The following is a 12,202-nucleotide window of genomic DNA, read 5'->3' on the forward strand; positions in this document are numbered from 1 at the left end:
CCCATGCACCGAACCTCCGCTCCTGACTTGTAAACGTTTCCGGGAAGTCTGGTCCGCTCCCCGCGACCCGTCAAGACCCCGTTACGAAAATGTTTCGTCCCTGCTCAGCGCGGCAGTACGGGCACCGGCCGGGCGAATTCCTCGACGAAGGTGTCGATCCGGCGGGCCGCCGTTCGTGTAGAGGTGGAGAGGCCGCCGGTGCCGTGCCGGCGGTGGAACAGGAGGTCGCGGACCATGCAGCAGTACCTGCTCAGCATCTACCAGGGCGACGGCGAGCCGCCGGGCCCGGAGATCCTGGACCCGATCATGGAGAACCTGGCGGCCCTGAACCAGGAGATGAAGGCCGCCGGAGCGTGGGTCTTCTCCGCCGGACTCCACCCGGCGAGCACCGCGACCGTGCTCCGGCACCACGGCGGCGAGGTGCTGATGACCGACGGGCCGTACACCGAGGGCAAGGAGCACCTCGGCGGGTTCACCGTAATCCAGGCTCCCGACCTCGACGCGGCGCTGGAGTGGGGCGGCAAGCTGGCCCGGGCGATCGGTCTGCTGCCGATCGAGGTACGGCCACTGGCCGACGAGGCCGACAGCTGCGATCCGCCCCGTGCCTGAGCCGCCCCACCCGGCACGGGCACCTCGTCGGAAGCGGGGCGCCGCGTCGGGCCAGGCGCCCCGCCCGGAGCACCGCCCCGGGCGGGCGCCGGCGACCGCCGCCGACGTCGAGCGGGCGTTCCGGGCCGAGTACGGCCGGGCCGTCTCCGTACTGATCCGCGTCCTCGGCGACATCGACGCCGCCGAGGACGCGGTGCAGGACGCGTTCGCCACCGCGATCCGGCGGTGGCCGGTCGAGGGCACGCCGCCGAGCCCGGCCGGCTGGATCATCACCACCGCCCGGAACCGGGCGATCGACCAGCTCCGCCGCGAGTCCACCCGGGCGGACCGGCACGCCCGGGCCGCCCTGTTGCACACCCCCGAAGAACCGGCGCCGTACGTCGGCAGCGGGCCGGACGAGGAGGGACCCGTGCGGGACGAACGGCTACGCCTGATCTTCACCTGCTGCCATCCGGCACTCGCCCCCGCCGCCCGGGTCGCCCTGACCCTGCGCCTGTTGGGTGGACTGAGCACCGCGCAGATCGCACACGCCTTCCTGGTCCCCGAGCCGACCATGGCCCAACGCCTGGTACGCGCCAAAGGCAAGATCCGGGCCGCCCGCATCCCGTACCGGGTGCCGGCCGAGGCCGACCTGCCGGACCGGCTCGGGGCCGTACTCGCCGTGCTGTACCTGGTGTTCAACGAGGGACACACCGCCAGCTCCGGCGAGCGGCTCGGCCGGCCGGACCTCGCCGTCGAGGCGATCCGCCTCGGCCGGCTGCTCGCCGAGCTCATGCCCGACGAGCCGGAGGTACTGGGACTGCTCGCCCTGATGCTGCTGGTCGAGTCACGCCGCCCGAGCCGCACCGGTCCGGACGGCGCCCTGGTGCGCCTGGCCGAGCAGGACCGTAACCGCTGGGACCGGCGGCTCGTGGCGGAGGGGCAGGCGCTGGTCCGGCGCTGCCTGCGCCGCGACCGGCCGGGGCCGTACCAGATCCAGGCGGCGATCAACGCGGTGCACGCGGACGCGACGACCGCCGCCGAGACGGACTGGGGGCAGATCCTCCAGCTCTACGACCACCTGCTGGCGATCGCCCCGAGCCCGGTAGTGGCGCTGAACCGGGCGGTCGCGCTCGCCGAGGTCGCCGGGCCGGCCGCCGCGCTGGCCCTGGTAGACGACCTGGACCTCGGCGGCTACCACGTGTTCCACGCCGTCCGGGCCGACCTGCTGCGCCGGCTGGGCCGTACCGCCGAGGCCGCGCACGCCTACGACGCCGCCGCCGCGCTGAGCCGCAACGCGGTCGAGCAGGACTTCCTGCGCCGCAGCCGCCAGGCGCTGCCCGGCACCACCTGACTCCGCCCGGCGCCGGCCCCACCCACCGACCGGCTCGGTGTGCGGCGGCAGCCTGCCCGGGTCAGGCTGCCGGGGCCGACGTCGCCGCCGGGCGCCGGAGGTCGTCGACCTCCACCACCTCCCGGCCGAGCGGCCAGAACGCCGCCGGGACCAGCTTGAAGTTGGCGATGCCGAACGGGATCCCGATGATCGTCACGCAGAGCGCGATCCCGGCGACGATGTGCGCCAGCGCCAGCCACCAACCGGCCAGCACCACCCAGAGCACGTTGGCCAGCCCTGACCCGAGCCCGGCGCCGGGCTTCGCCACCAGGGTCCGGCCGAACGGCCAGAGCGAGTAGTACGCCAGCCGCAGCGCGGCGACGCCGAACGGAATGGTCACGACCAGCACGAAGCAGATCAGGGCCGCGATCCCGTACCCGATGGCGAGGGCGATGCCGCTACCGAAGATCAGCCAGAGCAGGTTGAGGACGAATCGCACCATGCCTCCATCGTGCGCCCCCGGATCAACTCCCGGGGACGTACAGGGCGTCGATCTCGGCCCGGAGCGGCAACGCGACCGAGGCACCGAGCCGGCGCGCACAGGCGGCACCGGCCGCGCTCGCCCAGCGCACCGCGTCGACCAGTTCCCGGCCCTCGCCCCAGGCCACCGCGAGCGCGCCGGTGAAGGCGTCACCGGCGGCCGTGGAGTCGACCAGGTCCACCTTGACCGCGGGTACGTGCACGTCGGTGCCGTCGCGGTCGCCGTACCAGGCACCGTGCCGGCCCAGGGTCAGTACCGCCCGGGGCACCACGTCGAGCAGCGCCGCCGGATTCTCCCGGCCGCACCCGGCGATCGCCCGCGCCTCGGCCTCGTTGACCACCAGCAGGTCGACGGCGTCCAGCAACTCGGCCGGTACCGGCTGGGCGGGCGCCGCGTTCAGCACCACCCGGGTGCCGGCGGACCGGGCCGCCCGGGCCGCCTCGGTCACCGTGCCGACCGGGATCTCCAACTGCGCGACCAGCACGTCCGCCTCGCGTACGGCGGTCAGCTCGCTCTCGGTCAGTCCGATGAACGCCGAGTTGGCGGCCGGGGTGACCACGATCGTGTTCTCGCCCTCCGCGTCCACGGTGACGACCGCCACCCCGGAGGCGCCGTAGACCACCCGGACCCGTTCGGTGTCCACCCCGGCGGCCGAGATCCGGGCCTTGAGCGTCACCCCGAACGAGTCGGAGCCGATCGCGCCGAGCAGCGCCCCGTCGGCGCCGGCCCGGGTGGCCGCGATCGCCTGGTTGGCGCCCTTGCCGCCGGCCACCATCACGAAGTCGGTGCCGAAGACGGTCTCGCCGGGTTTCGGCAGGACGCCGGTGGTGACCACCAGATCCATGTTGGCGCTGCCCATGACTACGACCCGTGGCCGGCTCACCGGCGGCACCTCCCGTTTCGGCGACCGCCTGAGTCTAGGACGCGCCGTCGTCGGTGTCGTCTGGCAGGCTGCCAGACATGGGACAGATGCCGATCGGAGTGATGTACCGCTGTGACACCGCCCCGGAGCAGCTTCCGGCGTACGCCCGGCTGGTGGAGCGGCTGGGCTACGACGAGCTGTGGGTGGTCGAGGACTGCTTCTTCGGCGGAGCCGTCTCCAGTGCCGCCGTCGCCGCGGCGGTGACCGACCACCTCAGGATCGGCATCGGGATCCTGCCGGCGGCGTTCCGCAACCCCGCGCTGGCCGCGATGGAGCTGGCCAACCTCGCCCGGCTCTTTCCCGGCCGGATCCTGCCCGGGTTCGGGCACGGGGTGCCGGACTGGGTCCGGCAGGTCGGCGCCGGCCACCCGTCGCCGCTGGCGGTGCTCGGCGAGACCGTGGCGGCGGTACGCGCCCTGCTGGCCGGGGACCGGGTCACCGTCGCCGGCCGGCACGCCCGGCTGCACGAGGTGGCGCTGGAGTTTCCGCCGGAGCAACCGCCCCCGGTCTCGACCGGCGTACGCGCCGAGAAGTCGCTGCGGCTCTCCGGCCGGGTGGCCGACGGCACGATCCTGGCCGAGGGAGCCAGTCCGGCGTACGTGCGCTGGGCCCGGGGGCTGATCGACGAAGGGCGCCGGGAGGCCGGCCGTACCGACGACCACCGGCTCACCGTCTACGCCCACCTGGACTTCGACGAGGGCCGGGCCAGCGCGCGCCGCGAGTTCGCCGCCCAGCTCGCCGGCGGCTGGGTGCTGCCACCGGCCGACGCGGAGCTGGCCGACGAGATCACCGCCATGCTGGCCGGGTCGTCCGGCACCGAGACGCTGGCGGCGGCCCTGCCCGAGCACTATCTCGACCGGTTCACCGCGGCCGGCAGCGCCGAGCAGTGCGCGACGGCGGTGACCCGGCTGCGGGAGGCGAGTGCCGACGCGGTGGTCTTCGTGCCACCGCGCGACGCCCAGTCGGCGGTCGCCCAGATCACCCTGGCGGCCGAGACGCTGCTGCCGATGCTCCGCGCCGCGACCACGACCGCGACCACCGCCGAGGCTCCCACCCGCTGACGTGCGCGGGGCGGGGGTCGGTCAGGCGGCGCGGGCGGTGAAGCGGTCGCCGGAGCGTTCGACCACCAGCGGTAGCCCGAAGGTCTTGGAGAGGTACTCGCCGGTGACCGTCTCGGTGAGCGGCCCCTGCGCCACGACGCCACCCTCGCGGAGCAGCAGGGCGTGGCTGAAGCCGGGCGGGATCTCCTCCACGTGGTGCGTGACCAGCACCAGTGCGGGAGCGTCCGGGTCGTGGGCCAGGCCGGCGAGCCGGGCCACCAGGTCCTCCCGGCCGCCGAGGTCGAGCCCGGCCGCCGGCTCGTCGAGCAGCAGCAGCTCCGGGTCGGTCATCAGCGCGCGGGCGATCTGGGTCCGCTTCCGCTCGCCCTCGGAGAGGGTCCCGTACGTGCGGTCGGCCAGGGCCAGCACGCCGAGCTGGCCGAGCAGGGCGTTGGCCCGCGCCTCGTCCATCTCGTCGTACTGCTCGCGCCAGCGGCCCACCACCGACCAGGCGGCGGTCAGCACCACGTCCCGGACCCGTTCCTCCGCCGGGACGCGTTCGGCGAGCGCCGCCGTGGTCAGTCCGATCCGGGTACGCAGCTCGGCCAGGTCGGTACGCCCGATCCGCTCGCCGAGCGCGTGCACCAGGCCGGTGGTCGGGTGCAGCCGCCCGGCCGCCAGGTTGAGCAGGGTCGTCTTGCCCGCGCCGTTGGGCCCGAGGACCACCCAGCGCTCGTCCGGCCACACCCGCCAGGTCACGTCACGCAACAGTGGAGTGCCGGAGCGCAGTACGCCGACGCCGTGGAAGTCGATCACCACGTCCGGGGGTACCGGTGCCGGGGAGCCGGCGTCGGCGGGGACGGAAACCGGATCATCACGCACCCGACCATCCAACCACGCAGCGCCGTTCCCCCCGCGAGCAGCGTCCGGGCCGTAGGGTGATGCGCCGTGTCGTATGTCACGTTGCCGGGAGGTGGGACGTGCCGCCGGTGATCGAGATAGCCGGTCTGCGCAAGACGTTCACGAGTCTGCGCCGGGGTAGCCGGGTGGCGCTGGACGGGTTCGACATGCGGGTCGAGCCGGGCCAGGTGCACGGTTTCCTCGGACCGAACGGCTCCGGCAAGACGACCACCCTGCGTACGCTGCTCGGCCTGGTCCGCGCGGACAGCGGCCGGATGGCCCTGTTCGGCGAGCCGACGCCCGGGCGGTTGCCCGCCGTGGTCGGCCGGCTCGGGGCGATCGTGGAGAGCCCGCAGTTCTTCGGCAACTTCAGCGGCCGCCGTACCCTGCGGCTGCTCGCGGTGGCCGGTGGGCTGCCGCACGGCCGGGTCGACGCGGTACTGGAGCAGGTGGGGTTGCGGGACCGGGCCGACGAGCAGGTCCGGGCGTACTCGCTGGGCATGCGGCAGCGGCTGGCGGTCGCCTCCGCCCTGCTCAAGGAGCCCGAGCTGCTGATCCTGGACGAGCCGGCCAACGGCCTGGACCCGGCGGGGATCCGCCAGATGCGGGACATGATGCGCGGCCTCGCCGCCGACGGGGTCACGGTGCTGGTCTCCAGCCATCTCCTCGCCGAGATCCAGCAGATCTGCGACCATGTGACGATCATCTCCCGGGGCCGCCGGGTCGCCGCCGGTCCCGTCGAGGCGGTGCTGGCCGGCTTCGACCACCGGGAGTTCCGGATCCGGGTCGCCGACGACCAACCCCGGGCGGTCGAGTTGGTCCAGGCGGCCGGGCTGCCGGTCGCGGTGCACGCCGACCACCTGGTCGTCTCCGGGGTCGACGACCCGGCCCGGGTCAGCCGGATCCTCGGTGAGCAGGGCCTCTGGCTCCGCGAGCTGGTCCCGCTCACCCCGGATCTGGAGGACGTCTTCCTGGAACTCACCGGCACCCGGCCCCGCCCCGGGGTGCCGCGTCAGGTCGACGAGTCGGTGCTGCCGGACGCCCCGCCGAAGGACCCGCTCGAGATGACCGTCAGCAGCGACGAGACGAGGGCGGAGCCGTGAACCTGGTACGCGCCGAGATCGGCCGGCTGGCCGCGCGTCGCTTCGTACAGCTCATGCTGGTGCTGCTGGTCACCGCGTTCGGGGTCACCGTCGCCACCACGCTGGCCGGCTCGCACCAGCCCACCGCCGCCGAGATCGGCGTGGCCGAGGCCCGGGCCGAGCAGCAGCGGGTGGACGCCCGGCAGTGGTACGCCGACTGCCTGCGTGCCGAACGCGCCGGTGCGTCCGCCCCGGAGGTGCGTTACCAGGGGAACTGCGCGGACCTGCACCCGGACCGGATCGACGCCTCGGACTTCCTGACCGGGGTCTTCGTCTTCGACCGGCAGATCCTCGACCTGACGTACTTCCTGATCGCCTTCCTCTGCCTCTTCGGCTTCCTGGTCGGCGCCTCCTACATCGGTGCGGACCTCACCTCCGGCGGGATGACCAACCTGCTGCTGTGGCGTCCACGGCGGATGGTCGTCCTCGGCACCAAGCTCGGCACCCTGCTCGCCGGCGTACTGGGGGTGTCGGTGGCCGCCTCGGCGGTCTATCTCGGCGCGTTCCGGCTCATCGCGGAGGTACGCGGTCTGCCCGGCAGTCCGGGCGCCGCGTTCTGGACCGATCTGACCGGCACCGTCGCCCGGGGGCTGCTGCTGGTGCTGATGGTCACCGCGCTGGGTTTCGCCACGGCGACGCTGGGTCGGCACACCTCGGCGGCGCTCGGCGTGGCGGCCGCGTACGGCGTGGTGTGGGAGGTGGGCGGCCGGATCGTGATGGGGCTCGTCGACGTCGCCCGCCCGGACCAGTTGATGCTGAGCAGTTACGTGATCGCCTGGGTCGGTGGCCGGATCAGGCTCTGGGCGATGGCCGGGGACTGCGCCCCGGCGGCCGGGTCGGGCTACTGCGACCTGTCGTACTCGATCCTCTGGCCGGCCGGGCTCGTCGTGCTGCTCGGGCTGACGCTGCTGGCCCTCGGCGGCGCGTTCGCCGCCTTCCACCGCCGCGACCTCGCCTGAGTGCAAGGAAGGGCCCCCGCTACAACAGAAAACGATAAGCGGGGGCCCTTCCTTACACGTCAGACTCGGGTGACTCGGATGGCGTCCGCGATGACCAGGCCGGTGCCGCCGGTCCACCGGCTCACCGCCACCTTGTTCGCGTCACCGGCGGCCAGGGTGAAGGTGCCCAGGGTGCGCCAGGCGCCACCGCCGGAGCGCTGGTCGACGTAGACGGTCTGGTTGCCGGTGGTGGTGGCGATGATGTACGGCGCCGAACTGTTGTAGCCGGGGTCGGCCGGATACCAGGCGTCCACCCGGTAGCTGCCGGTCTCCGGGATGTTCACCTTGTACCAGGCCGGGTCGCTCGACTCGACCGGGTCGGCGAACCGGTAGTCCGCGCCCTGCTTCTGGGACGAGTACGTCGAGGTGCCCCAGTTCGCCCCTGCGGTGAACCGGCCGGCGGTGGAGTTGTCGACCGTCTGCGACCAGCCGCCGGGCGGCGGGGTCGAGCCGGTGACGAGTTGCATGTAGTAGGTCCAGTTCCAGTGCGGGCCCGGGTCGGTGTGGGTGGCGCCGGGGACCTGGTTGTGTCCGATGATCCGGGACCGGTCCTTCGGGATGCCGTACCGGTCGCAGAGGTGCCGGGTCAGCGCGGCCGAGGAGCGGTACATGGCGTCGGTGAACCAGGAGGGCTGGGTGACGTACCCCTCGTGTTCGATGCCGATCGACTGGGTGTTGTAGGTCCAGTTGCCGGCGTGCCAGGCGACGTCCTTCTCCCGTACCGACTGGGTCACCGCGCCGTCCGAGGAGCGGATCGTGTAGTGGGCGCTGACCTGTGAGGCCGGGTTCTGGAACCAGCTGATCGAGCCGGCGTACGAGCCCTGGGTCACGTGGATCACCACGTAGTTGATCGGGTACGTCGACTCGCGGTTGGCGACGGTGTAGTTGGCCGAGTGCGCCGGGGCCCAGGCCGCCGGCCCGTAGTCGGTGCTCATGATGCCCATCCCGTCGGGGCTGCCGAGCGGGGCCACGTCGCGCAGGGCTCCCCGGTCCGGGGCGACCTTGCGGGCGGGTACCCGTACCGGCCCTTCGGCGGTGCTGGCGTCGAGGCCGGAGCCGAGCAGGTCGTAGACGGTGTCGGCGTAGAGCCGGGCGACGGCGGGGGTGCTGGCGCCGCCGTACCGGACGACCTGGCCATACCAGCGGTTGACGTCGCGGCGCTGTGCGGTGGTGAGCCCGGCCGCGTCGGCGTAGGACCGCAGCACCGCCGCCGCGCCGGTGACGTTGGCGGCGGAGTCGCCGCGCAGGGTGTCCCGGCCGAGGCCGGTCAGCGCGGCCGCCTCGTCCAGGGTGTGCAGCTTCGGGTTGCTGGTCAGGTGCATGACGCCGTAGCCGCCGGAGGCGCTGGGCGCTCCGGCGTGCCCGTCGAGGTGCGTTTCGGCGTAGCCGAGCGCCACGAGCAGGTCACGGGGTACGTCGTATCTGGTTGCCGCCGTGTCGAAGGCGGCGGCGAGTGTTCCGGTCACGGTGGCCGGGCCGGGGGCGGCCGGCAGGTCGGCTCCGGGTCGGCCGGCCAGTGCGGGCTGGCCGGTGAGGCCGATGGCGAGGGACGCGATCAGGGTGGCGCCGAGCAGGTGGCTCGCACGCGGTTGGGGGTTCCGTTCGGTCACCGTCACTCCTCCCCGAGGGGCGGACGTCCCGGGGGTCGGGACGCCGGGTGGCCGTACGGTATAGCCTCACATCCGTCTATGTCGAGACCTTGCATCCAACTCGTCGGTAGCGAAAGATATTTACATGCCAGCGCGACGGGTGCCCCCGGCCGACGCCCTGCGGTGCGGCGGATCAGCCGAGCGTGGAGCCGAACACCTCGTCGCGGACGGCGTCCAGCGCCACCCGGAGGGCACCGCGCAGCACCGGCTCGTCGGTCAGCTCGGTGGGCACCACCCGGGGTGTGACCAGGGTGATCGCGGCGACCTCGTGCTGCACCCGCTCGGCCAGCGCGGTGCCGCCGGCCTGGCCGACCTCGCCGGCCAGCACCACCAGCGGCGGGTCGAGCACCACGCAACTGCTGGCCACGCCGAGCGCCAGCCTCCGGGCCACCTCGTCGAGTACCGGCCCGCCCTCGGTGCCGGCCGCGATGGCGGCCCGGATCGCGTCCGCCGCCGAGCCGGCCCGGAAGCCGTGCTCCCGGGCCACCGCGCGGACCGCGTCGGAGCCGGCGAGCTGGCCGAACGCCGGCTTCGCCCGCCGGGAGGCGTCCCGGGGAATGGGAGCGCCGGGCACCGGCAGGTAGCCGATCTCGCCGGCCGCACCGGTGCTGCCGTGGTGCAGCCGGCCGTTCAGCACGATGGCCAGGCCGACGCCGACGCCGAGCCAGACCAGCACGAAGTCGTCCACCCCACGTGCCGCGCCGGACTCCGCCTCGGCGACCGCGGCCAGGTTGACGTCGTTCTCGAAGACCACCGGGGTGTCCAGGTCCTCGCGGAGCGCGGCGAGCAGTCCCCGGTGCCAGCGGGGCAGGTTGAACGCGAAGGTGATGTCCCCGGTGGCCGGGTCGACCAGGCCGGGCGTGCCGAGCACCACCCGGCGTACCGTCGAGAGCTGGGCCCCGGCGTCGCTCGCCGCCTGCACCACCGCGTTGTGCACGACGCCCACCGGGTCGTCGGTGTCCCGGGTGGACTGTTCCACCCGACCGATCACCTCGCCGGTGATGTCGGCGCAGGCCGCCACCACCCGGTCCGGCCCGACGTCGACGCCGACCACGTGCGCGGTGCCCGGCCGTACGGCGTAGAGCTGCGCGTTCGGGCCGCGCCCGCCGGCCTGCTCACCGACCCGGCTGACCAGCCCGCGCTCCTCCAGGCGTTCCACGAGTTGGGAAGCGGTGACCTTGGACAACCCGGTCAGCTCGCCCAACTGGGCGCGGGTGAGCGGCCCCCGCGCGAGCAGCAGCTCCAGCGCCGCCCGGTCGTTGAGCGCGCGGAGCAGGCGGGGTGTGCCAGGTAGCCGGGTGCTCGCCATGCAGTGTCCCTCTTGTTTAAGAAGCTTTCCTAATAGCTAGGCTAACCTTCGTGGGAGTAGCCGTAGCGTAATGGTCCGGTGCGGCCGGAGTGTTAAGCCGATCCGGTAGCGCTTGGCTCCGAGACGGTCCACCCCGGTGCGACACTCGGAGCCGGGGAAAGGGCCGAAGGGGGAGGAACGTGCCGACCGATCCAGGAATCCGCCGGCTGGCGCTGGGTACGTTGCTCGCCGCCTTCCCCGGAACCAGCCCGCCCGGTTGGGCCCTCGACCTGCTCGCCGAGGGGCTGGCCGGGCACACCCTGTTCGGCCGGAACATCGACCACCCCGACCAGGTCGCCGCGACCACCGCCGCGCTGCGCCAGGCCCGGCCGGACGTGTTGATCGCGATCGACGAGGAGGGCGGCGACGTCACCCGGCTGGCGCACGCCACCGGCAGCCCCTATCCAGGCAACGCCGCGCTCGGCGCGGTGCACGACGTCGGGCTCACCGAGCGGGTCTACCACGCGATCGGCAACGACCTGGTGGCGGTCGGAGTCAACCTCAACCTCGCGCCCACCGTCGACGTCAACACCGCCGACGACAACCCGATCATCGGTACCCGGGCGTTCGGCGCCGACCCGACCCGGGTTGCCGCGCACGCCGCCGCCGCGGTCACCGGGCTCCAGTCCGCCGGGGTGGCCGCCTGCGCCAAGCACTTCCCCGGGCACGGCGCCACGATCGCCGACTCGCACCTCGAACTGCCCACTGTGGACGTACCGGTGGAGCTGCTCCGGGCCCGCGACCTGCCGCCCTTCGCGGCGGTGATCGAGGCGGGCAGCAGGGCGATCATGACCGCGCACATCCGGGTGCCCGCGCTCACCGGGGACGACCCGGCCACGTTCAGCCCGGCAGTCCTGGGCGACCTGCTCCGGGGCGAATACGGCTTCACCGGCGTGGTGCTGACCGACGCGCTGGAGATGAAGGGTGCGGCGGTGGCCGCCGGCGGGGTCGGCCCGGGCGCCGTCCGGGCGCTGGCCGCCGGGGCCGACCTGCTCTGCATCGGCGCCCAGGTCGACGCCGAACTGGTCGAACTGGTGGTCGCGGAGATCGTCGCGGCGCTGCGCGACGGCCGGCTCGACCGGGCCCGGGTCGAGCAGGCCGCCGAGCGGACCGCCGCACTCGCCGCGTGGACCCGGGCCGTCGCGCCGGTCCGGGCCGCCGGAACAGATCTCGGGTACGCCGCAGCGCGCCGCGCCGTACGGGTCGAGGGGACCCTCGACGGACTCACCGCGCCGCTGGTGGTGCAGCTCGTCGCCGCCTCCACCATCGCCGAGGGGCGGGTGCCGTGGGGGCTCGGGCCACACCTGAACGGCACCGAGCAGCTCCGGGTCGTCGCCGCCGAGACCGACGCCCAGACGCTCCGGGACCGGGCCGCCGGACGGCCGATCGTCTTGGTCGGCCGGCACCTGCACCGCCTGGCGGGCGGACCCGAACTGGTCGAGGCGCTGGCCGGCAGCCACCCGGTGACCGTGGTCGAGATGGGCTGGCCCTCCGGCTGGCGCCCCGCGGGCGTACGCGCCTTCGTCACCACGTACGGCGCCAGTCACGCCAACGGTCGCGCCGCCGCCGAGGCCCTGCAGCTCACCCCCTAGCCATATCTTGATCCATACCAGGTCAAATCCACCGAACGGCCAGTTCGGACGAGGCCGCCGCAGGCTTGTCGCGACCGGTACGCGTACGTAGCGTTACCGGCACCGCGAGCAGCGTCACCACCGGACCTCGGCCTGGGAGAGGACGCGGA

The 12,202-nt window shown here is 73.6% G+C and carries 12 protein-coding genes; 6 read left to right on the forward strand and 6 right to left on the reverse strand.

All coding sequences use genetic code 11. The features are described 5' to 3' along the window. Positions 1–104: 104 nt before the first annotated feature. Positions 105–236, reverse strand: coding sequence for a hypothetical protein (locus V1634_RS09085; RefSeq protein ID WP_331207289.1), 132 nt, complete (start codon positions 234–236; stop codon positions 105–107). On the opposite strand from V1634_RS09085, the gene V1634_RS09090 reads away from it, so the two are divergent. After that, positions 235–609, forward strand: a complete 375-nt coding sequence (locus tag V1634_RS09090; protein ID WP_331207290.1) for a YciI family protein — start codon at positions 235–237, stop codon at positions 607–609. The two genes, V1634_RS09085 and V1634_RS09090, sit on opposite strands and share 2 nt — an antisense overlap. Continuing rightward, positions 602–1,942, forward strand: coding sequence for an RNA polymerase sigma factor (locus V1634_RS09095; protein ID WP_331207291.1), 1,341 nt, complete (start codon positions 602–604; stop codon positions 1,940–1,942). The genes V1634_RS09090 and V1634_RS09095 overlap by 8 nt, the downstream gene beginning before the upstream one ends. Positions 1,943–2,003: 61 nt before the next feature. Here the strand turns inward: V1634_RS09095 and V1634_RS09100 are convergent, their stop codons facing one another. After that, positions 2,004–2,423, reverse strand: coding sequence for a YccF domain-containing protein (locus V1634_RS09100; RefSeq protein WP_331207292.1), 420 nt, complete (start codon positions 2,421–2,423; stop codon positions 2,004–2,006). A 22-nt stretch (positions 2,424–2,445) separates the two neighbouring features. Next, positions 2,446–3,345 (reverse strand): ribokinase, encoded by a 900-nt coding sequence (locus V1634_RS09105; protein ID WP_331207293.1) that lies wholly within the window; start codon positions 3,343–3,345, stop codon positions 2,446–2,448. Positions 3,346–3,422: 77 nt separating this feature from the next. Here V1634_RS09105 and V1634_RS09110 point away from each other — a divergent pair, with 77 nt between their 5' ends. Beyond that, the gene (locus V1634_RS09110; protein WP_331207294.1) at positions 3,423–4,445 is read left to right on the forward strand and encodes an LLM class flavin-dependent oxidoreductase; all 1,023 of its coding nucleotides are present in this window, start codon (positions 3,423–3,425) and stop codon (positions 4,443–4,445) included. Between the two features lie 21 nt (positions 4,446–4,466). On the opposite strand, the gene V1634_RS09115 is transcribed toward V1634_RS09110, so the two are convergent. Further along, a complete protein-coding gene (locus tag V1634_RS09115) occupies positions 4,467–5,306 on the reverse strand; it encodes an ABC transporter ATP-binding protein (RefSeq protein ID WP_107269283.1) in 840 nt (279 codons plus the stop codon). 98 nt (positions 5,307–5,404) lie between these two features. On the opposite strand from V1634_RS09115, the gene V1634_RS09120 reads away from it, so the two are divergent. After that, complete coding sequence (locus V1634_RS09120; RefSeq protein WP_331207295.1) at positions 5,405–6,427, forward strand: ATP-binding cassette domain-containing protein; 1,023 nt, start codon at positions 5,405–5,407, stop codon at positions 6,425–6,427. Continuing rightward, positions 6,424–7,425: an ABC transporter permease subunit gene (locus V1634_RS09125; RefSeq protein ID WP_331207296.1), complete on the forward strand. Its 1,002-nt coding sequence runs from the start codon at positions 6,424–6,426 to the stop codon at positions 7,423–7,425. The genes V1634_RS09120 and V1634_RS09125 overlap by 4 nt, the downstream gene beginning before the upstream one ends. A 59-nt stretch (positions 7,426–7,484) precedes the next feature. Here V1634_RS09125 and V1634_RS35430 read toward each other — a convergent pair whose 3' ends face one another. Together V1634_RS35430 and V1634_RS09135 are read right to left on the reverse strand one after the other, a co-directional pair. After that, a complete protein-coding gene (locus tag V1634_RS35430) occupies positions 7,485–8,408 on the reverse strand; it encodes a golvesin C-terminal-like domain-containing protein (RefSeq protein WP_407951742.1) in 924 nt (307 codons plus the stop codon). Positions 8,409–9,246: 838 nt separating this feature from the next. Next, entirely contained in the window at positions 9,247–10,422 is a 1,176-nt protein-coding gene (locus V1634_RS09135; RefSeq protein WP_331207298.1) for an ROK family transcriptional regulator, read from the reverse strand. A gap of 179 nt (positions 10,423–10,601) precedes the next feature. On the opposite strand from V1634_RS09135, the gene V1634_RS09140 reads away from it, so the two are divergent. Continuing rightward, positions 10,602–12,053 carry a glycoside hydrolase family 3 protein gene (locus V1634_RS09140; protein WP_331207299.1) on the forward strand — a complete coding sequence of 484 codons (1,452 nt, stop codon included), beginning with the start codon at positions 10,602–10,604 and terminating at the stop codon, positions 12,051–12,053. Positions 12,054–12,202: the final 149 nt, after the last annotated feature.

The organism is Plantactinospora veratri, from assembly GCF_036421995.1.
Classification (GTDB): Bacteria; Actinomycetota; Actinomycetes; order Mycobacteriales; family Micromonosporaceae; genus Plantactinospora; species Plantactinospora veratri.